The 20,948-nt window shown below is 36.4% G+C and carries 17 protein-coding genes; 7 read left to right on the top strand and 10 right to left on the bottom strand.

Going from position 1 to position 20,948, the window contains the following annotated elements; translation table 11 throughout:
* Positions 1–121 precede the first annotated feature (121 nt).
* Both QNJ50_RS22355 and QNJ50_RS22350 read right to left on the bottom strand, forming a co-directional pair.
* The gene (locus tag QNJ50_RS22355) at positions 122–3,304 is read right to left on the bottom strand and encodes a glycosyl hydrolase family 18 protein (RefSeq protein ID WP_300639683.1); all 3,183 of its coding nucleotides are present in this window, start codon (positions 3,302–3,304) and stop codon (positions 122–124) included.
* Between the two features lie 456 nt (positions 3,305–3,760).
* On the bottom strand, positions 3,761–4,543 hold the full coding sequence (locus tag QNJ50_RS22350) for a hypothetical protein (RefSeq protein WP_300639680.1): 783 nt from the start codon (positions 4,541–4,543) through the stop codon (positions 3,761–3,763).
* A gap of 1,016 nt (positions 4,544–5,559) precedes the next feature.
* On the opposite strand from QNJ50_RS22350, the gene rplI reads away from it, so the two are divergent.
* Complete coding sequence (gene rplI / locus QNJ50_RS22345; RefSeq protein WP_300639677.1) at positions 5,560–6,018, top strand: 50S ribosomal protein L9; 459 nt, start codon at positions 5,560–5,562, stop codon at positions 6,016–6,018.
* A gap of 121 nt (positions 6,019–6,139) precedes the next feature.
* Positions 6,140–7,492 carry a replicative DNA helicase gene (dnaB, locus tag QNJ50_RS22340; protein WP_300639704.1) on the top strand — a complete coding sequence of 451 codons (1,353 nt, stop codon included), beginning with the start codon at positions 6,140–6,142 and terminating at the stop codon, positions 7,490–7,492.
* A gap of 416 nt (positions 7,493–7,908) precedes the next feature.
* Here dnaB and QNJ50_RS22335 read toward each other — a convergent pair whose 3' ends face one another.
* Positions 7,909–8,823, bottom strand: a complete 915-nt coding sequence (locus QNJ50_RS22335; protein WP_300639674.1) for a mechanosensitive ion channel family protein — start codon at positions 8,821–8,823, stop codon at positions 7,909–7,911.
* Positions 8,824–9,456: 633 nt separating this feature from the next.
* Here QNJ50_RS22335 and QNJ50_RS22330 point away from each other — a divergent pair.
* The gene (locus QNJ50_RS22330; RefSeq protein ID WP_300639671.1) at positions 9,457–9,954 is read left to right on the top strand and encodes an ureidoglycolate lyase; all 498 of its coding nucleotides are present in this window, start codon (positions 9,457–9,459) and stop codon (positions 9,952–9,954) included.
* A 460-nt stretch (positions 9,955–10,414) separates the two neighbouring features.
* Here the strand turns inward: QNJ50_RS22330 and aroA are convergent, their stop codons facing one another.
* A complete protein-coding gene (gene aroA / locus QNJ50_RS22325; protein WP_300639668.1) occupies positions 10,415–11,767 on the bottom strand; it encodes a 3-phosphoshikimate 1-carboxyvinyltransferase in 1,353 nt (450 codons plus the stop codon).
* Between the two features lie 161 nt (positions 11,768–11,928).
* Here aroA and QNJ50_RS22320 point away from each other — a divergent pair, with 161 nt between their 5' ends.
* Positions 11,929–12,450 carry a hypothetical protein gene (locus tag QNJ50_RS22320; protein WP_300639665.1) on the top strand — a complete coding sequence of 174 codons (522 nt, stop codon included), beginning with the start codon at positions 11,929–11,931 and terminating at the stop codon, positions 12,448–12,450.
* A 98-nt stretch (positions 12,451–12,548) separates the two neighbouring features.
* Here the strand turns inward: QNJ50_RS22320 and QNJ50_RS22315 are convergent, their stop codons facing one another.
* Positions 12,549–13,130, bottom strand: coding sequence for a thioredoxin family protein (locus tag QNJ50_RS22315; protein WP_300639662.1), 582 nt, complete (start codon positions 13,128–13,130; stop codon positions 12,549–12,551).
* Positions 13,131–13,473: 343 nt separating this feature from the next.
* Here QNJ50_RS22315 and thyX point away from each other — a divergent pair, with 343 nt between their 5' ends.
* From thyX to QNJ50_RS22300, 3 genes are all read left to right on the top strand, one after another.
* The gene (gene thyX, locus QNJ50_RS22310) at positions 13,474–14,196 is read left to right on the top strand and encodes an FAD-dependent thymidylate synthase (protein ID WP_300639658.1); all 723 of its coding nucleotides are present in this window, start codon (positions 13,474–13,476) and stop codon (positions 14,194–14,196) included.
* Between the two features lie 183 nt (positions 14,197–14,379).
* Positions 14,380–15,615 carry an MltA domain-containing protein gene (locus QNJ50_RS22305; protein ID WP_300639699.1) on the top strand — a complete coding sequence of 412 codons (1,236 nt, stop codon included), beginning with the start codon at positions 14,380–14,382 and terminating at the stop codon, positions 15,613–15,615.
* Positions 15,616–16,327: 712 nt separating this feature from the next.
* Positions 16,328–16,807: a PIN domain-containing protein gene (locus tag QNJ50_RS22300; RefSeq protein ID WP_300639655.1), complete on the top strand. Its 480-nt coding sequence runs from the start codon at positions 16,328–16,330 to the stop codon at positions 16,805–16,807.
* Positions 16,808–17,278: 471 nt separating this feature from the next.
* Here QNJ50_RS22300 and QNJ50_RS22295 read toward each other — a convergent pair whose 3' ends face one another.
* From QNJ50_RS22295 to QNJ50_RS22275, 5 genes are all read right to left on the bottom strand, one after another.
* Entirely contained in the window at positions 17,279–18,055 is a 777-nt protein-coding gene (locus tag QNJ50_RS22295) for a hypothetical protein (protein ID WP_300639652.1), read from the bottom strand.
* Positions 18,056–18,686: 631 nt separating this feature from the next.
* Positions 18,687–19,061 (bottom strand): hypothetical protein, encoded by a 375-nt coding sequence (locus QNJ50_RS22290; RefSeq protein WP_300639649.1) that lies wholly within the window; start codon positions 19,059–19,061, stop codon positions 18,687–18,689.
* A gap of 17 nt (positions 19,062–19,078) precedes the next feature.
* Positions 19,079–19,474 carry a hypothetical protein gene (locus QNJ50_RS22285; RefSeq protein WP_300639646.1) on the bottom strand — a complete coding sequence of 132 codons (396 nt, stop codon included), beginning with the start codon at positions 19,472–19,474 and terminating at the stop codon, positions 19,079–19,081.
* A gap of 311 nt (positions 19,475–19,785) precedes the next feature.
* On the bottom strand, positions 19,786–20,121 hold the full coding sequence (locus QNJ50_RS22280) for a hypothetical protein (protein ID WP_300639644.1): 336 nt from the start codon (positions 20,119–20,121) through the stop codon (positions 19,786–19,788).
* Between the two features lie 184 nt (positions 20,122–20,305).
* On the bottom strand, positions 20,306–20,698 hold the full coding sequence (locus QNJ50_RS22275) for a hypothetical protein (protein WP_300639641.1): 393 nt from the start codon (positions 20,696–20,698) through the stop codon (positions 20,306–20,308).
* Positions 20,699–20,948: the final 250 nt, after the last annotated feature.

Below are 20,948 nucleotides of genomic sequence, written 5' to 3'. Positions count from 1 at the left end.
AAAGAGTATGAAAAATAGGGCTAATGTATTAGAGTTATTGTCTCTTACAGGATATTAGCAAGAGAAAGGGTTAATTAACTAACGGATTTTTGTTGGTAACCCCTTTCTCTAAAGCTAATTTCTAAACAGAATTGTGAACCGTTCCCAGTTGAGTTGCGGCTAAATTAATCAAAGAATCAGAATTATTACCAGCTAGATCACCAGAAGCATCCCAAAAGAACATTCCTCCTAGACTGTTATCTTGAACGTAATCAAGTTTGTGTCCTAAGGATTGAGTATCTTCATAAGTACTAAAGAAACCTTTCTGGGCGTTATAAACATAAGGAACTTTAGCTTGGTCATCCCAATAACGCACATAGGATTTATCTGTTTCTAGTTTGTTATGTAAATCCTTGTAATCAATCATTCCATTTTCCCAACTTCCTGGACCCGCACCAGTAGCAGATTGAAATAAACCACCATCATTATTGCTGGAAACACCTTGCCAAGTTCGTCCGTATAAAGGTGCTCCCATGACAATTTTATCGGGACTAACTCCCGCATTCAGATAATTTTGAATTGTGGAATCAACATTATATTTGTCTGCTAAGGCTGAAGGATCGTTAGAATTGGCGTATAAAGCAGCATTATGATTGGTAGTTTTTTCCCAAGCACCGTGGTAGTCATAGGTCATGACATTAAACCAGTCCAGATGCTGAGACATTTCAGCCAGTTCATAATTTTCGGTTTTATCAAATCCTGCTGGTGATGCAATTGTGAGTAGATAATCTTTATTATCTTGCGCTTCCTGAACTTGGATTTGTTTGTCTAATTCTTCCAGCAGCAAAGTATAGTTATGCTTATCTTCTGGGCGGTTGATATTTCCTGATTTTCCTCCTCCTACTGGGTATTCCCAATCAATATCAATTCCATCAAAGCCATACTCTTTCATAAAATCGACTGCTGATGTGGCAAACTTTTTCCGGGATGCATCGGTTAACGCAACATCAGAGAATTTACTCGACAAAGTCCAACCACCAATAGAAATTATAGTTTTGAGGTGGGAATTTTCAGCTTTAAGTTGAGCCATTTGTCCGAAGTTACCAGCAATTTTGTCTGGATTATTCCAGTCTTTACCCTTCTCTATTGCTGCATACTTATCAAATAGATCAACTTCACCATTATCGTTAATTTTGGCAAATGCATAGAAAGCATGGGTTAATTTATCAGCAGGAATATCTGATACTTGATAATCACGTTGGTAGGTACCCCACTCCGGATAGTAAGCTGCGACAACAGAACCCTTTTTTCCTCCTTGGTTATCTCCAGTTCCTCCACTATTTCCTCCTGTCGGGATGCGATCGTCATTGAGAATAGTTACAGTTGCTTTGGAATTAATAAATGTAGCATTCTTCAAATCGCTCAATTGTAAGGAGAATTTTTCATTTGACTCTACTTGAGTATCCCCTTTTACTGCTACTGAAATTGTCTGGCTAGTTTGTCCCGCATCGAAATTTAGAGTACCAGTAGTTTTTTCGTAGTCTTGTCCTGCTTTGGCAGAAACATCAACTGTTGCATATTTAACGCTTACTGGCTTTTCAAATACTTCAGAGAGGTTGACGTTAAAGATGGCATTTTTGCTACCACTATTTCCTTCTTGAATTGATAGATCTTTGACGGATAAGGTTGGTAACATCGGGTCTGTCGGTTTGGGAACGCCACCAGGTTCGGGATTATCAGTTCCGGGATTATCAGTTCCAGAATTACCATTTCCGGGATTACCATTCCCAGGATTACCATTTCCGGGATTACCATCAAGGGGTGATTGACCACCTACACCCGTGATATTATCAGGACTTAATTCAGAAACAGAAACTCCTTTGAGAGTAATGGTCTGATTATTGAGTTGCTTGAGGTCAATAACAGCATTACCTTGAGTATCATTGTAGATTTTGAAACTTTTGTAATCTGTCCAGAAGTTCTTGAGGTTGATGCTGTCTTCAGAAGGATTAAATTTATCAATTACATGTTGACTACCCCAATCCCAGGTGAAGTTGAAGATATCTTTTTTACCATTAACTCCGATGTAGTCCGGTTTACCTAAAGGCTGATTGTTGTTTTGGTTGTTAGCTTGATCGCTACCAGGTGGTTTTTCAGAGTGATCGCCACCACCAGAATTATCTTTAACTCCACCCCCAGTCGTAGTATCAGTCAGGGTAGAGTCTAAAGCAACTGGATCTGCAGAAATTGGATCTATTGGCGTAGATGTACCCTTATTAATTGCTGATTCAGGAACGTCATAGCCACTAAATTTACCTATAGTTCTAAGAACATCATTGTAGTTAGGGTAGGAATCTTGAAGATTGATTAAAAATGCTCCCATTCCCCAAGCACCTTGGCTATGAGCGCCATACAAAATTCCAGAAGCTGTTAATGTAACTGGTTGTGTATTTCCTTGTCGGTCAACATATGTAACCGTTTTACCAAGATAATCATCGATGGATTTTCCTTGTCGTTCTAGCAGTTCGCTGACTTTTCCCCAGGTAAATTTGAATGAGTCGCGAATAGCTGCTTCTTGCATTTCAGGACTAATTAAATAGTCTTGGTAACTATTAACGCCATATTTTTGAGCTTTTGCTGACCATTGCACATCCCATGGTCTATTCTTATTAGTACTTAGTTTTTCGATATAACCAATCTCATAAAGATGATCTGGATCTATTTGATATTTACCGGAGACACCGAAGGGGTTAGAAACTGAATATTGTCCTGGATCGCCAGAAGGTTTACCTGATTCATATTCTCCCAGAGCTTCGAGAAAATCATTAAAAGTTCCTTTGCTCATTGCATTTCCCTTATTGTTTTGGTCGAAATTAATGTAATTCAGGTTGTCCGCAGGATTGTTATTCTCCAACTCACCATTACTATTAGTTAAATCAGTAGTACTTGCTTGGGGCTTAATTATATCGGTGCTTAAACTTTGTTCTTCTTTAAAAGGAAAGGAAATATTAGTAAAATTATCTGAATTGAGGTCACCATCAACTGGGAAATTAGGTGCAGAATTAGCATTAAATCCAAACTTAATCGCCTCATCAGGAGCAACTTTGGACTTCCAAGCAGGATTTTTGACTACATAATGGTAACTTCCATCCTTCTCATTGTTTGTTTTCGTAAAATCTCCGTTCCACAGACTAGTAATATTGTGAACTGAATCAAACTCAATCTCCCAACCATCGATTACTTTTTGACTGGTATTGGTAAATTTAAACTCGGCTTCAAAGCCATTACCCCAACCATTTCCGGTGATAGTAAAGTCAACTGACATGATTTTCTGCATCTATTTCTTCTTATGTGATGAACAAGGATTTATGTTTGTTGATATCTGTACGCTGGAACAAAAGATTGCGATCGGTGCTGAGTTATGTATCTATAGAAATCAGTTCAACCGAAAATGTATATCAGAAACTATCGAGATTTAGATTGAAGTTGCTGTATTTTGACCTTACACGGGTGCAGAGTATTAGCCATATTTTGCTCCTATAAGATAAAAATTAGCGTCAACATTATAAAAATAAAAAGTGACAAATATAGGGCAGATGGTTAAAATCGCAGATATTTGATGAATAAAGTTCGAATGTAAGAATTTATATTTTGGGTATCAAGTTGCAAAATATAAATATTAAATTGCCACAAAGATTGCAGGGGATAAAACCCATAACAACAATAGCCGAACTGACGAAGTCCGGCTAAGCTGCTTCAATAAAGAGTTGGCACGCGAAAATTAACGTCTATTATAAGTAGTAAGAATACCGTCCGATTCTAACTCCATTTTAGATGATGTTAGAGATATTATCCTCTCTGAGTTAGATAGACCTTTCGGGATTAAATTTTCGGCTTTTATCTGCTCCAATTTATCTGGGGGTATTTGAGAGATCGGTATTTCCCTTCCATTTACCTCAAATCTTCTAACATCGCTTTTCAAGTCAATCTCTTTTGAAATAAGTTTTTGGTCATTCATTAACCATTCTTGTGTACCAGTCACATAATAATCTACACTAATATTCACAAAAGAACCATCGAAGTTTTGATTGCCAGAGATTGACAATTCACCTTCATATCTAGAACTTTTATTTGGGAAATATTCAAAATTTCCTTTAAAAAAAACTTTTGTACCTTCCTTTTCGATAGTTTGTTCCGTGTACCATTTCCCTAAAATAAATTCTTCTTTTTGAACTTCTTTTTTAGCTTCTTCTTCTTTTTCAATCTTTAGTCTTTCTAATTCCTTCAGCGCCTCTTCCCGAGATTTTTGTTCTTGTTCAAGTCGCTCTTTTAAATTGCTATTTTCTGCTTCTTTGTCAATTTTGAGGCCTTGTAATTCCTTCTGTGTATCTTCCCGAGATTTTTTTTCTTGTTCAAGTTGCTCTCTTAAATTACTATTTTCTGCTATTATATTCTTGTTATTTCCCTCACCTTTTAATGTACTACAACCACTTGAAAAAACAGCAAGCATCATTAAAATTATCACCCAAATTTGCCAAGGAGTATTACTGAATTTGTTACCCATGATAATGATATATCTCCAAATAACATTGAAGTAGCTTTATCACTAACTACAAATGACATATCTGTTTTTCCGAAACTGAAATTCTTCATAAAAAAAAAGACTTTGATAAATCTAGTATTTCAAATTATAAGTATTCTTATGAAAGTAAATCTGATAAGTTCTTCTTATTAAGAGCAAAATTGTAAAAATATGGCATAAAATAGAAAAATTTTGTGACATATCTAGGAATCAAAAGTAATAAACATGATTATCTACGCCCCATTTGTAACAAGTTAAAACTGAATGCTTTTTGTCAATACGTCTAAGTATATAAATAAAAGTTGAAGAAAACGATGATTCATAGAAAATGAGAAGAGGAAGAGGCGGTTATTATTATCAAAAATATCCTAGAACAACAGCATGGAACTCCTGAATTCTTCTTCCAAGAATCTGCTCAAACTCTCTTGAAAAATGCAATATAAGCTTAACTTGTTACGAATATCTACACCCAGAGAAAAGACCCAAATAAAAAATGATATTAAGGTTTATTTTCCTTCCAAAGCGTGGTTTGCAGACTTTTAAATCGAGTAAGCATATTACTTACTGAAGAGTAATAAGTATTTTGTTAATTTGCGTTTGTAAGTATGTGTTGTGACTGAGCATAGCGTAATCATATCGTTTCCGTTTGCTTTGAAATGATTTAAAAGGTGATTGAAAAACTCTACACCTCTGTGCGTACAAAATATATAATTCCGATGCTCACGGATTTGATATCATACGCTGTTTCGCATGTGAAAAACCTGCAACTTAGGTCGGTTGTTACCAAACCCTCCCCAAATATGAAGAAAATATGTTTGGCTCAAATTTGCTATTGACGGTAACATAGCGCTAAAATCTTTAGGCTTTGGGCTGTAATTTATGCTTGGAGTTAAACCTTACTTATTGACCCCTTATTTATTTAATCGGGTGGAAATATAATAGCTCAACCTAAACCCAAGCTATTTTAGATTTAGCAATACCACAGATAGACAACAAAAATGGCAAAGCGCATACAATTAGTTTTAAACCAGGATATCCACAAACTAGGCAAATTTGGAGACCTAGTAGAAGTAGCTCCCGGCTATGCTCGTAATTATCTCCTTCCCAAAAATTTGGCAACATTTGCAACTCCCGGTATCCTCAAGCAAGTAGAACGTCGCCGTGAAATCGAACGTCAAAAACAATTAGAACTCAAAAAGCAAGCTGAAGAATATAAAGCTACTTTAGAGAAAGTTGGTAGTTTCCAAATCGCGAAGCAAGCTGGTGAAGCTGAATCAATTTTTGGTACTGTTACCACCCAAGATGTGGCGGATGTTATTCAAAGTACAGCACAATTGGAAGTCGACCGTCGTGGTATTACCATACCCGATATTGGCAACATTGGTACTTATGAAGCAGAAATTAAGTTGCACTCTGAAGTTACCGCAAAAATTAATATTGAAGTTGTACCTAGCTAGTAAAATGTTCCCCAATATAAAAATGGGGAATGTCAAATCCTTGTTCTTCGGAGACGTTGCAGAAGTAGCGTCTCTATTTATTGGGGGTTAGGGATTAGGGATTAAGGATAGATAAACAATGATAAATAACGATCTAAGTTTTCAAGGTGCTGCTGACAGGTTACCACCCCAAAATATTGAAGCAGAGGAAGCAATTTTGGGAGGGATATTACTCGACCCAGAAGCCATTAGTCGGATTAGTGATCGCCTCAAACCAGAAGCATTTTACATTAGCGCCCACAAAGATATCTATCAAGCAGCATTACGCTTACAAGGTCAAGGTAAACCAACCGATTTGCTGTCTGTTACTAGTTGGTTATCCGACCACGAGTTATTATCTAAGATTGGTGGTAGAAATAAGTTAGCTTCCCTTGTAGATCGTACGGTTTCTTCGGTTAATATTGATGCTTTAGCCCAACTAGTAAACGAAAAATATCAACGCAGACAATTAATTAAAGCTGGGAATGAAATCGTTCAACTTGGTTATGAGACAGAAACTGACTTACCGGTTGTGATTGATAAAGCAGAACAAAAGGTTTTTGGGATTTCCCAAGAACGTTCTGCATCGGGTTTGACTCATATTTCCGATACCTTAATTGATACTTTTCAGGAAATTGAAGAACGTCATGAAGGTGTTGCACTTCCGGGGGTCGCTAGTGGATTCTACGATCTAGATGCAATGACCAGTGGTTTTCAACGCTCCGATCTAATTATTGTGGCTGCTCGCCCATCCATGGGAAAAACCGCATTTTGTCTTAATCTCGCTCATAATATTGCTGTTGCTTATAAGTTACCGATTGCAATTTTTAGTTTGGAAATGTCCCAAGAGCAACTAGTACAAAGACTACTCGCTAGTGAAGCTGGAATTGAAAGTACTTATTTGCGTAGCGGACGTATTAGTCAAACTCAATGGGAACCTTTAAGCCGCGCGATCGGTTTACTCTCAGAAACCCCGGTTTATATTGATGATACCGCTAATATTACCCTTAATGAAATGCGTTCCCAAGCCAGACGCTTACAAACAGAAGTGGGTATAGATCTGGGATTAATTATTATTGATTATTTACAGTTAATGGATACAGCAGGTGACAACCGCGTGCAGGAGTTATCCAAAATTACCCGTGGTTTAAAGGGTTTAGCCAGGGAATTGAGCGTACCCGTGATTGCACTTTCCCAGTTGAGTAGAGGAGTTGAATCCCGCACTAATAAGCGACCAATGTTATCCGATTTAAGGGAGTCTGGTTCCATCGAGCAAGATGCGGACTTAGTAATAATGTTATACCGGGATGAATATTACAACAGCGATACGCCTGATCGAGGAATTGCAGAAATTATTATTGCTAAACATCGGAATGGTCCCACGGGTACTGTGAAACTTTTATTTGAGCCCCAATTTACCAAGTTTAAAAATTTAGCAAGACCGGGTAATTATTAGATAAGGAAATAGAAAGGCTGACTTTTCACGGGATATAGAAAAGATAGAGTGGTTAGAGGTATTCTTCCAGATGAACTTGAGTTACCGACCCTAAGGAATGTGGATTAAATAAAGTACAAAATTAGGGTGCTTTTAGCATCGCGTAACGCACCATTCCAGATTTAAGAATTACAGGTTATTAAATTCTCATTCTTAACCAAATTACTTCTTATATTTCGATACGGTTCAGTTGAGCCTCAAATGCTGATTAGTGATGATAAATTTTAGAAGTATCTACTATTTTTCCAGTAATCTAATACAGAAAAATCTAGCTTTGATAAATGTTGATTAAGTATTTAAGAGCAGTTATACAACCACATTCAAAACTACTGCTACATTCAAAGAGTTAGCAGTGAAGAGATAACTCTTCGCTGAGTTTACCTGTAATTACTATTAAAACTGGAATTTTGAGCAACATTATCTCGATTTGGTGTTATCAAATAATCATTAAATTTTTCTTGATTGTAAAAATATAATGTACGAATTGGGTAAGGAATATTAATATCAGCATCATCAAATACTCGTTTAATGCCGATGATTGCCTGAGTTTTTACACGACGTACTTCTACTTGTTGAGGAAGCGTCCAGTAACGAACCAAAAAATCAATAGAACTGTCACCAAAGCCAACTAAATCTATTTCTGGTGCAGGATCTTGTAACACACCATCTATTTGTGCGATCGCTCGTTCCAAAATTTCAGTGGCTTTGGGTAAAGGTGTATTGTAATCTACGCCTACAGCTAAATCTGTCCGTCTACTATTAAATGCTGTCCTCACCTGAACTGCGCTAGTAAATACCGTGGAATTTGGTAATAAAATTCTTTCTCCTGTATAGGTACGAATTTTTGTTGTACGAATGTCAACTCGTTCAACTGTACCTTCGTAATTATCTATGATTATTTGATCGCCAATTCTAAATGGTTCTTGTAATAGTAAAAGTATTCCTGCAAGAAAATTTTTAAAAATATCTTGAAAAGCAAAACCTATTGCTACAGAACTAAGTCCCAAAGTGGCGATAATGTCTCCTAAGCTTAAACCTGGGAAGGCTATTACTGCAGACAAAAGAATACCAACAGTCCAAGTAGCAACATAAACTGTTTTAGATAGTAGTATTTGTAAAGATTTACTGCGGATTGCTTTCTCGCCTAATTTAGTAGCTATTCCCGCAACTAATTGAGCAACAAAACGAGTCAAAAAAATGATAATTAAAGCGGTTAGTAATGATGGAAGAATCAATACTGCATTACTAATCAATTCTTTAATACTAGATTTTATTGTTTCTACTAAATTCATAAATTAAAAGCATAAATTATAAATTATCAAAAGTTGATTTGTATGACATGTTTGACAGAGCTAGACATACATAATAAGGTTAGTTTTTTAAACTTGAAGTCGCTCCTAGCTTCATCAAATTAGTAATGTCATATTTTTTGAGAAATATTTTAGTAGATTACTCCTCTGGAATAAGCAAAACTATATTTATCGAGGTTTAGCTTTTATATTTTTCATTTGTACTTTTTTATAATTACTTTTTTTACCACTACTTTTCTAATCTATCAATCGTAACTATCGATAAACACCTATCTGGAGTTGAAAAAATACCAGACTATCGATAGAACTTTTTCCTTAATGCATATTTTATACTGCATGAGTTCATAGCTTTTGATATCGATAAACGATGTATAAGTATATTGCAAAATTTTTTACAGCCGATTTCATCTAAGTGAGGTATAGAACATATCTTTTCTTTAATAATGCAGGGAAGCAAGGAGCAAGGAAAATGTACCTTATCTACAGTCAAATTTTCTAAATCTAAACTTCAGTAAGAAAATAATTAAAAATCACAAATTACGAATTATTGAACGAATACAGATCCCACACAAGCAAATTTCGCTTAAAATAATTGGGGGTGTAAGTGGGTTTACTATGACTAGTTCGGGGACAGTACAACAATTAAAGGCTCAGTGGGTGACGCCAGAAAATTTCTTTCGCTACGGACAAGTTATTTTCCCATCGAGAGATGGTAAACTTTTTGATCATGAGGATGCCCAACTAGTTCTTGATAAAGGTACTCCCCGTTTTTATATAATGCATTTGCAGGGGCGAGGCAGAAAATTTCACACCATAACTCGTCACAGGTTATGTACCCAGTGTCTTGGTTCCTTGGAAGGTAAAGATTGGTATATTGCTGTTTGTCCTCCAAATGATAGTGTTAAAAAACCAAATTTGGAAGATATTGCAGCTTTTCGAATTCCGGGTAACTGTTTTATCAAACTAGCAGTTGGTACTTGGCATGCTGGTCCTTATTTCGACCATAACGCGGTAGATTTTTATAACCTGGAATTGAGTGATACAAATATTGTTGACCATTTTACCTACAATTTGCGTCAGTCTGAAAACTTAGAGTTTGAGATTGTCTTTTAGACACGAATAAAAAACAGTAAAAAAACAGGAAATACTAAATAAAAAATTGAGTAATTTGAAATTTTACTCCGGAAGTGCACCCTAGAAGTTTATTTGCAGTAACAATTGCTTCAAATTTTCAAAAGTTAAAATATCTATAACTAATGTAAGACGTCAAAATTACAAATAAGTATTTAAATAAGAGAATATACCCGTTATCTGTGTAACCTGTGTTTGATGTCGTCGCCTGTCTGGTGTGAGGTAGGCGACTTCATTTTAAGAAACTAAGAGACTAAAAATATATGTCATTAATACAAGCTGTACAAAAAAAACGAAGAACCTTGTTCTCCGCTCTATATTTCTTAAAATATTCTTTATAAATTCCTCATATAGCCGTAGATAGTGATGCAAGAATGCTGTGCAAAGGTACAATCTATACCTAAAAATACACTTAGCCACGCAATCAACATGAAATTTTATACTACGAACAAATAATTCCTTTAAGAGTATCAAAGAAATCTGGGTAGGAAATACTTGCAGCTTCAGCCCGATCAATATTAGTCGTATCAGAAGTATTTAAAGCTGCAATCGCCAAACTCATAGCAATTCGATGGTCCGTAAAACTGTCTAAATCTACACCAGTAAGGGGTGTACCACCTGTAATCTCCATCCCATCAGGTAATTCTGTAACTTTAGCCCCCATTTTGTTTAATTGCTGAGTCATAACAGCAATACGATCGCTTTCTTTAACTCTAAGTTCGGCAGCATCTTTAATTACAGTTGTACCTTCGGCAAATACAGCAGCAACGGCCAAAATGGGAATTTCATCAATCATTCTTGGTATAATATCGCCAGCGATGGTACAACTTTTTAACTTGCTAGAACGCACCCGCAAATTAGCAACCGGTTCCCCTGCAACCTCCCATTGGTTTTCCCTAACTATATCTGCCCCCATCATTTCTAAGGCTTCTAAAATACCAGTACGAGTAGGATTTACACCAACATTTTCGATGGTCAACTCGGAATCTGGTACAATTGCTGCAGCTACTAACCAAAATGCTGCTGAACTAATATCTCCCGGTACAATCACATTTTGTCCGTACAGTTGAGTCCCACCTGTAATTGTGACACTATTGGTATCAGAATCAATATCTAGTTTGGCACCAAAAGCCTTAAGCATACGCTCACTATGGTCTCGCGAAAGTGCTGGTTCCGTAACCGTAGTTTTTCCCTCTGTCATTAAACCAGCAAGCAAAACACAGGATTTTACTTGGGCGGAAGCAATGGGTGAATGATAGTGAGTTGCTTTGAGAGATTGTCCTTGGATAGCCAGTGGTGCGATGGAAGCGTTTTTTCTACCCCAAATTTGTGCCCCCATTTGTTGCAAAGGCTTAACAACACGAGACATGGGACGCGATCGCAAAGAACTATCGCCAGTGACGGTAAAAAAACGTCCTTGATGAGATGCAAGTAGTCCCAACATCAGCCGTAAAGTCGTACCGGAATTACCAGCATTTAAGACATCAGGAGGTTCTTGTAAATTTCCCAAACCAATACCTTTAATTTTTACTAAGTTCGTATTTAATTCGGAAATTTCTGCTCCCATTGCTTGGAAACAGCTAGCTGTGCTACGGGGATCTTCTCCTAGGAGTAAACCTTGGATTTGGGTTTCACCCTGAGCTATCGCCCCTAACATTAAAGCGCGATGGGAAATTGATTTATCTCCTGGAACTCGAATACATCCTTGTAAAGATAATCCAGAAGATGGTCGTTTAATAATTAACTTGTGACGGAATTTCTGTTGAGTATCTACAATTATAACTGAAGCCGACATTAGGATAAACTGACCTGTGAGTACAAAAGGAAGTGCTTGTCAGAAAGTATCTGTCCTTCACAGCTTCCTCGGTAGTATCCTAACGCTTTACCTGACTTACAAAAAATACCGACATCATTTTTTAATTACTGTCTATCGCTCTTAACTACTATTTCGCTCCCATGCTGACCCACCAACGCAAACCAGTCTGCTTATCGTTGATTTCAACCGACCTCCCAGTGTCGTCAGTAGTTGAAACTGCTGGAACATTGTACCAAAAAGATCGCGAGCGATTTCACTTATTATTAACAGCACCTTCCTTGCAAAACCTGGAAAAAAAGCAGCAAAGTAAGCGAGAAAAAGGAAAAAATACCCAATCAAACACAGAAAATAAGCCTGCTATCCCTAGTACTCCCAGATTACTATGGTTGGAAATTTCCCCATATCGGGTAATTGCGACAATGCAAGGTAACAGTCAATTGAGTTATCGCCATTTTTGGGAGAAAGGAATTTACGGTATCAGTCGTTATTGGTTACCAACGGAGTCATTACAGCCCCAGCAACCTATTCGTTTGCGCAATTTCACTAAAAGCTTGACTTTGAGCGGACATCCCTTACCAGAGCGATTGCGGGTAGAGTATGAATTATGGACGGGCAAAATCCAATTAGGATCTTATATCCTTAGGTTAGAAATTCAACATTAGCCCAGTTAACAGTTAACAGTTACCAGTACTCCACAGAAACAGAAAATAGCATGGGAGAAATACTAAAGAAACTAATTCTTTTTTACTGTTCCCTGTTTTTAACCAAAATAACTTGGTTCATTTCCCTGTTTCCATTTAATGTTGCAACCAATACTCGGTTTTTGGTCTCCTGTAACGGGTTTACCTGAGAGTACTGTATCAATAGCAGCACGTAAATCTTCGCCTGTTACGGGTTTATCATTGCTGGGACGACTATCATCTAGTTGTCCGCGATAAGCCAATTTAAGGTCTGCATCAAAGAGAAAAAAATCTGGCGTGCAGGCTGCAGTATAAGCCTTTGCTACTTCCTGGGTTTCGTCATAACACAGAGGGAAATTAAATTCCAATTCTGTTACCATTTGCTTCAACTTATCGGGTGCGTCATCGGGATAATTTTTTACATCATTAGAACTAATTGCAATAATTCCTAAATCCGTTTGATAATAGTCTTTGCCGATTTTTGCCAATTCAGTTTGTACGTGTTTGACGAATGGGCAGTGACGACAAATAAACATTACTAATAATGCTTTTTTGCCAGGAAAATTTGCCAGTGAAATTTGCTTTTCAGATTCCACATCCACCAAATTAAAATCTGGTGCTGTGGTACCTAGGGGTAGCATTGTTGAAGCTGTTAAAGCCATGGGTTTGCCGTTAACGGGAAGACGTAGCTGAATAATTAGTTTGACGATCCCCAAAGTTTGAGCGGTCGAGTGGATTATTATATTACTCCGTATTAGATTTTAAATTATGGCGTGGAAAATTGGAAACCCCACATAGTAGTATTTTGACCTCGATAATAATTTTTACTGCTTGCTTTTAAATAGGTTTATGATGATACAAAAAAATTTTATTAAGAATTTTTGCACATTCTGTGACAAATATTAAATTTTTTGTAACCAAATGAAGATATTTAGTTTGTTGATTCTCAAGGATATATATAATTAGGGGCTAAATCACAACACCTACGCGTAGCTCACACAAATAATGCATCGATTCCGAGTAGAGGTTATCACCAAAACACCCAACCCGCAACAGGTGGTTTACGCCGCCATGCATCAAGACTACACTGATAATTTTGTGTTCGATGAGCTAGATAGATTTCCCTCGGAATCAAAATGCGGCGAACTAATTGTTAAAAGACTTTTAGCAGGGGAACGCGGTCACTATGGACCTTTAGAACATCCTCAAATTGTATTTAATTGTGGTTATTTTCCCCACAGCGTCATGCAACAGGCTCGGACTCATCGGGTAGGTGTTTCTTTTGATGTGCAATCTTTCCGTTACACGGGTAACCAGTTTATTGAAGTTGTAGAAGGTACAAAAGATATTGAAGATGTTTTCTACCTGCGTCCTGTAGATCATTACACTAATCGTCAAGGTAAAAAATATTATTATTCTCCTGAAGCTAGGGAAGCTGACCTAAAGTGGTGTATGGAAGCAGTCAAGCGCTATCAAGCTGACTTTGAAGGGGGAATGTCTGAAGAACACGCACGAGGTAAAATGCCTTTTGATTACCGCCAGCATTTTGTGGTTAGTTTTAATTTAAGGTCTTTATTACATTTTCTAGATTTGAGAAATAAAAAAGATGCTCAATTAGAAATTCAAAAACTTTGTGAATTAATGTGGATTCACTTTGAAGAATGGGCTCCTGCGATCGCACAATGGTATGAAAAACATCGTTCTGGCAAAGCTAGATTAGCACCTTAAAAAATCAATTATTAAGAAAAGTAAAAACTAGCAGTGAGTTAACTAGATGTATAAAATTGCAAGCTAATCTCTATAGAAGTTATACAACTCTTGGGAATTATTCTTGTGATTTGGATCGGGAAAAAATTCAAAACTGCTGTACCGATATTTCTTTCTATACCAGTCTTGTTTTTGTTAGTACAAATGCAGCCTGTGGCAAAGCCAAAACTTGCTGCTTTACAATGTAGATTGCAAAGATGGCAAATACCTCCATCATCTCAAGTCGACAAACAGGATATAACAGCGAAAAAATCCACCCAAAAGCTAAACCATAAAGCCAAGTCTTCACCATTAGTGTTGAGAGAAAAAGCTTTGCTTCCCTGTTGTAAGGGCGATCTATCTTGTCTGGACAAGCAGATATGGGATCAAAATCCTGATAAGAAGGCGCTTTTAAATTCCATTGACCAAAGTTTGAGGTACTTACAGACAAGAAGTGCTGAAATCACTTATCGCAGATATGAAAACAGTACAATTACGCGGACTAAGATTATCAAAAGCTTACAAAGATTTCGACAAATATTACTTGCTTCCAATTCTGTATATGAATTAAATACAACTGTTGCTCGGGAGTTTAATTTTTATCAGTCACTAGGGAAAGATGGTAAAGGTTCTGTATTATTTACAGCTTACTACGAACCTCTATATGCTGCTAGTAGGGTTCCCACAGCAGAATACCGCTACCCAATTTATAGGTTACCGCCAGATTTGAATCGATGGCCAAGACCCCATCCTCAACGCCGAGAATTGGAAGGAATTGATGGTTTACAAGGTGCAAAGGGGAAATTACGGGGTTTAGAATTATTTTGGTTTCGCGATCGCCTAGAACCATATATTATTCAAATTCAAGGTTCAGGACGTCTTCAGTTTCCAGATGGAAGTCAAACTACTGTCGGTTATGCAGGGAATACAGCCCATAATTACAAAAGTATTGGACGCGAATTGGCTAAGGATGGTATATTTCCTGTGGAAAGTATAACCATGCCAGTTATTTTGGATTACTTTCGAAAAAATCCAGAAAAACTAGATGTATATATTCCAAGGGATCCCAGCTTTGTCTTTTTCCAAGAAAATTTTGGTGCTCCTGCTCAAGGTTCAATTCAAGTACCTTTAACGGCGGAACGTTCGATTGCTACTGATAAGTCTCTCATGCCTCCTGGAGCTTTGGCACTAATTCGTTCTAATTTTCCCTTTGTCAAAAGTAACGGCGAGATGGAATCTCGTGTTGTTAGTCGTTATGTTCTCGATCAAGATGCAGGTGGTGCAATCAAAGGTGCAGGTAGAGTCGATTATTTTTTAGGTACGGGTAAAGTTGCAGGCGATCGCGCTGGTGTTACTGTTAGCAACGGTCAACTATACTATTTATTACTCAAAAACAATTAAGAAATCGGTAATGGGTAATTGATAGTCATTATCAATATTTGGTAATTGGGAGTTTTGAAGCAAATCTACAGTGATATGTTTCTAAATATACTCGCAAATATACTAGCAACTAACAAAATTTAAATAAGTTAGATTAAAAAGTGTTTTGTTTTTACAAAGTAATGACGTAAATCATTTTAAATTTGGCTAATGTTTAGTAAATATTAAGTTTATATTTTCCCCTTCAATGATAGAATCCATTGGGTGAGAATATATATTTAAATTAAAACTAAAAGATAAGATTAGTTTTAATTTTTTTATTAAAAAAAATCAATTTAAGTGATAATAGATAGCTCTAAATACACTCATATATTCTTAGCTTTAATCCCTACAATAAAGGAACTACAAAGTATATAGTTCGTCATAAAACATGAAGCTTGCTAATTAATAAACTAAACTGCTAACTTGACTAAATAGATTCATCACTCAACTCTGAAGCATAATTCAGAAATATACTGGACTTGTATTGTATATAAGTGTGTTCTCATAGGTAAAAAGTACAGTTGGCTATAAATAAAGCTTTGGGGAGGGGTACAAGAGTTAGTTTAATGTGAATGGATAGAAGTAAAATGTGTCTTTTGATTGACTATTTTTACCACTTTATCTTTAGAAAAGCTCTTTATTTTACGACTTCCATAGGCTTTGTTAATCGATCAATCGAAAGGGTTGAAAAATGATTAAAATTCTAGTAGATGCTGACTTGGTATTAGAAATTTTGATGAATCGTGAGGGATTCATCGAAGATATCAGCGATTTATTAGAGAGGGTAAATCCATTGATTCAAATGTATATCACAGATATTGGTTGGCAAAAAATATCTACCTACGTCAGGTGCTTACAAAATAAAAATATTGCAGATGTTGTAGCTGATTGGTTGAAAGACAAAGTCCAAGTATGCAACGTCGATAGAGCCATACTACGAGAAGCACGGACGTCTCCTTTAAAAGATTTTGAATCTGCTGTGGAGTTAACCTGTGTCAGTTCTCAACAATTAGATGCGGTTGTTACCCATAACTACGATGATTTTGCTCAAACTCCCAATAAGTTATGGATATGGTCTGTGGATGAATTCAGAGTACGGGCTCATTTAGAAAACCAATTTTCTTTTCCTTCTGGAAGTGCTAGGCAAACAACGCACATCCATCCAATCTAAATCTAAAATTTAATAAAAATCAAAATCACACAAAATAAAAAAATGCTTATCCTAAGTCAGCAACTCAAAATTTTGATAAGGTTAAAATCGTGATCGTAAGATAAAGGTTTCAAAAATATCAAACATATATTCTTAAAAGATATTCCCGAAATATATTCCCAAAATTATATTATTAGGAGTATATTTTTCCAGTTTTTATTTGAAAATAATATGGTAATTTAATAAATCTATGCTAATAATTCTTGTCTAAAATAGTTAAAAATATTTTTTTATTTGACTACCTTATAGTCTCAAATCCCTTCCAATCGTTCATTTATTTAAACTTGTAGACTCGTCAATAATTCATAAATAAAACCAGTTAACCGACAGGATTAACTGCTACGAATTAACTGGTACAGTATTGAATTAATTGTTTACAAATAAATATATATACAAATACACGTTTATTTGCAATTTCCTTTGATTGCGAACCTACCTAACCATAATATTGATGTTAGAATTCACAACCCCATTACCACTATTTTGTTGACTAACACTAGTTTCTGGACCGTTTACTTCTACATCTAGAGTTGATGATGTGGGTGCGTAACGCGCATCAATTTCCACTGTATTTTTACCAACAGACAGATGTGGTGATAAGTCGAACTCGACCTTATTCCCATAAAGTTTTTTGACAAATTTATCGTTAACAATAACTTTGCCAGTTAATCTCTTACCTGATGTTGTAACAGTTAAGATATGTGGCTCGCTTAGATTCGCTTTACTTAGGGTAAGACTACTACTTTGATATCCAGAAGAACTAGAATAACTACTCGAACTTTGGCTAGTGTATCCAGAAGAGCTACTCGAACTTTGTATACTTTTGCTCGAACTTCTAGAAATATTCATATTGCGGTTACTTGGAGATTGAGCGACAAGTGTTTGATTATTGTTATTATTCTTTGATTGACTTACTGACTCTTGTTTATTGGTACTAACTTGGGAACTATCTGAAGTTTCTTGATTATTGTTATTTTCTGAGCTTACTGATTCTTGCTTGTTGTTACTACTTTGAGAAATACCTACAGCTTCTTGACTATTATTATTTTGTGATGTTACTGACTCTTGTTTGTTGCTACTACTTTGGGATTGAACAATAGGTTCTTCACCTACTGCTGGCTGATTTGAACGAGCATTACTTTGAGTACAACCTTGGGTAAGAGTAATAACTAATGCGACAAAAGACGTTAAAAATAGTATTTTTTTCATGACAGTAAGTAAGTGACGACATGTTCGATATATTACTTTTTCGTCGTCATATATCAGGACTTAAGCCTGAATTAATATGGGCCCAATAAAGAGCTTAGATACGACCGAAATCAGATGAGACGAATAGAATAATAGTGTTCTTACTTACAATTATAAAATCTCAATTCTATAAGATCCCAATTCTATAAGATCCCAATTCTATAAATTCTCAATTCTATAAAATATCAATTCTATAAAATATCAATTCACCTTATAAGAAATATGGTAGCTAAGTATTTTAGACATATTGGTGAACACTAATTAAGTTTTATTGGTTATAGCAATCTTAACTAAGCTTGAACAATAATATTTTATCGTCTAACTTCAGAACTAAATTACTTAATTGAAGTTATTTTCTAATATTCCAGTGCTTGAATATGCTGGAAAAGTTTGAATTAAATTAATTTTAGACAGAACGCTACCTTTAATTTTGCGAATCATTTAGAAGCTGAAATTAAGCTGATGTTTAGGCACAAAGGTAAAGGTAGATATCACCTCTGACACTAACTAAGCCGAAGTTCCCCCTGATGGGAACCTCGGAGAGTTGGAATCTCTAACATGCAACCAATGAGGAAAGTAGTTTTACTTGTACTTAATCTTCAAAAGGTCTCTTAGGTTCTTGTATACGTACTTGAACAGGTACTTTTACTTTAACGCGTGGTCTTTTGATCTTAGAACGACGACCGCGATCGCCTGCTTCAATTCTTTGGTTGCTATTTCGGCGTTGAATGCATCTTTCAGATCTACACCTTTGTACAGATCGGTTGACAACACTACCACCATCACAATTGGGGTCGATTTCCTGAGTTACATTATTTTCTTGTACCCCGCGCTTGCGTTCCCTAGCAACCTGAACGCCAATATCAACTGCGGTACAAGCCATTGCTGAAGGTGTGAAAGCAGGAATAAAGAAAGGAGAAATTGCAGAAGCTGAGAATAAACCTAAAGAAAGTAGTTTGAGGTTCATGATTGTATCCTTTTTTATTATTGACAAGATGTTGTACGTGAATAGCTATAAGAGCTGTTAGAGCCAGATCTAGTCGTGACAGTTCGTTGATAAGTTCTACCAGTACATTTAGAGCCCCAAGTTTTACGACTGACAGGATACTTAGGATAAGTACGATAGTAAGGGCTGTATCTTCTTTGTAAGCTTCGTCTGTAAGCTCGATTTCTTAGTAAGCGCCTTTGTCTATAAGACCGACTTGGGCGAACTCTGATTACTCTTCCAGTACTACTTTTGATTCGAACACCACCACTGGGAGAAACTTTAACCTGACTATTGCCATTATTGATTCTGACGCTACCTGCTGTGGCAATTCCGGCAGGTAATAGCATAGCTGCAGAGAGTGCGATAATTGAGACTATATTCTTTACTGGCATGGCTTGGTCCCTCTCTTTTTCAAAAAACCGATTTTGTACTTTACAATTTATACGTTACAACTTGTCGCTTAAATTGTGTGCTTTGCAAGTGAAGAAAACCGGTAAAACTTCCACCAACTGATTCTCTCTAAGCCATTAAATTAAAGTAATAGGAGTATTTAACTTATTTTGTCAGTTTTTGCTTAAAGAAATCATTAACTGCAATATTCGACTTTATAAATACAGTTAGTTGCTGGAGCCTGGGTGCATTTTGGGGGTTAGCCGAAGATATAAAATCCTGGGTTATGTAAGTGTTTGTACTCAATTCCCGGTTAATCGCACCTGTCAAATCGACCTCTTCTAATTCTTTGGCGTTGATCGCTGATTTGACGTGCATTTTGCTCTACAGTACTATCATTTTCTGCAACACCACGTTGCTTAATGCGTTGTCTAGAGTATTGGTCTTGGGTGTCAGAAGCACATCTACGACCTCTTCTTGATTGACGTTGAGTGCTTCGTTGGTATCCTCTTAACCGAACTCTGCTGTTACCACTTGCAGTACCACTTTGATTGATTTCTTGTATGGCTTCTTGTTCTGCAAAAGCAACAGTTGGCATTAAAGTCAAACTAGCTGCGAGCAGGCTGAATATGTAAGCTTTCTTTAGCATTTTTATAGACCTGATAATTGTTGTAAGGTTAATGGGGGATTGTAAAATTTTGGTATTCCCCTTTGGCATTCCCTAAGCACAAAAATAATAAATTTTGATTTTATGACTTAGGTGAACCCAATTATTTAGTTTTGAGATTATTTAGTTTTTAGGTTATTCAACTTTCAGATTTGTTAATTTTCATTTACTGAGGTAACTTACGGCACAAAGCTGCGTGAGTTTTTCGTACTTGTCGCTGGGTAATTGTGTTTTTTCCCTTGCTTGGTAAATTACTTACATAAATACCACTTCGCGTTTTTACCACATTAGGATTTAGTTGCTTCGTTCCATGTTGTTTGGTTCTGTAAGGTAAACAGAATCTAGGAAGGGAAGTACCAAGTCTGCGACTATTTCGATATCTACCTCGGATACTAATACTTTCAGACCTTTGTTTATTGACACTTTCACTAACAGCAGGACTATCTCGTCGTACAGTACTTTGCTGATTTCTTTGTATTACCATGTCCGCCAAGGCTGTACTGGGAGTAATTATCAAACCAACTGCTATTAGACCCAAAGCAAATGGTTTTTTCAGCATAATTTAGGGTATCTTGATTTATCTGTTATTTTTAAGCACTATGGCGTTGCTTATACAATTGATAGATCGCAACGCCCAGTAATGTGCTAATTAAGCCGATAAATTTAGTTGTAATTAGCGACGATTTCTTTGTGTTTGTCTGTTGCGGTTGCTAGCATTTTGTCTGTTTTCAGATTCAAATTCAGCCGCACCACTTTGAACGTTTCCTTGAACGTTATCTTGTTCTTGATTAGCGCGGCGACTACCACGG

It is taken from the genome of Mastigocoleus sp. MO_188.B34 (assembly GCF_030065675.1).
GTDB lineage: Bacteria > Cyanobacteriota > Cyanobacteriia > Cyanobacteriales > Nostocaceae > Mastigocoleus.
The sequence above is the reverse complement of the archived record's forward strand: the minus strand, read 5'-3'. Positions and strand labels throughout refer to the sequence as shown.

Bases quoted from the DNA above. Each gene is read 5' to 3' on its own strand.
- QNJ50_RS22300 (WP_300639655.1), top strand. From the start codon at position 16,328: ATGATTAAAATTCTAGTAGATGCTGACTTGGTATTAGAAATTTTGATG.
- QNJ50_RS22350 (WP_300639680.1), bottom strand. From the start codon at position 4,543: ATGGGTAACAAATTCAGTAATACTCCTTGGCAAATTTGGGTGATAATT.
- QNJ50_RS22335 (WP_300639674.1), bottom strand. From the start codon at position 8,823: ATGAATTTAGTAGAAACAATAAAATCTAGTATTAAAGAATTGATTAGT.
- QNJ50_RS22305 (WP_300639699.1), top strand. From the start codon at position 14,380: ATGCAGCCTGTGGCAAAGCCAAAACTTGCTGCTTTACAATGTAGATTG.
- QNJ50_RS22280 (WP_300639644.1), bottom strand. From the start codon at position 20,121: ATGCTAAAGAAAGCTTACATATTCAGCCTGCTCGCAGCTAGTTTGACT.
- QNJ50_RS22290 (WP_300639649.1), bottom strand. From the start codon at position 19,061: ATGAACCTCAAACTACTTTCTTTAGGTTTATTCTCAGCTTCTGCAATT.
- QNJ50_RS22355 (WP_300639683.1), bottom strand. From the start codon at position 3,304: ATGTCAGTTGACTTTACTATCACCGGAAATGGTTGGGGTAATGGCTTT.
- QNJ50_RS22295 (WP_300639652.1), bottom strand. From the start codon at position 18,055: ATGAAAAAAATACTATTTTTAACGTCTTTTGTCGCATTAGTTATTACT.
- QNJ50_RS22275 (WP_300639641.1), bottom strand. From the start codon at position 20,698: ATGCTGAAAAAACCATTTGCTTTGGGTCTAATAGCAGTTGGTTTGATA.
- QNJ50_RS22315 (WP_300639662.1), bottom strand. From the start codon at position 13,130: ATGGCTTTAACAGCTTCAACAATGCTACCCCTAGGTACCACAGCACCA.
- rplI (WP_300639677.1), top strand. From the start codon at position 5,560: ATGGCAAAGCGCATACAATTAGTTTTAAACCAGGATATCCACAAACTA.
- QNJ50_RS22285 (WP_300639646.1), bottom strand. From the start codon at position 19,474: ATGCCAGTAAAGAATATAGTCTCAATTATCGCACTCTCTGCAGCTATG.
- QNJ50_RS22320 (WP_300639665.1), top strand. From the start codon at position 11,929: ATGCTGACCCACCAACGCAAACCAGTCTGCTTATCGTTGATTTCAACC.
- QNJ50_RS22330 (WP_300639671.1), top strand. From the start codon at position 9,457: ATGACTAGTTCGGGGACAGTACAACAATTAAAGGCTCAGTGGGTGACG.
- aroA (WP_300639668.1), bottom strand. From the start codon at position 11,767: ATGTCGGCTTCAGTTATAATTGTAGATACTCAACAGAAATTCCGTCAC.
- thyX (WP_300639658.1), top strand. From the start codon at position 13,474: ATGCATCGATTCCGAGTAGAGGTTATCACCAAAACACCCAACCCGCAA.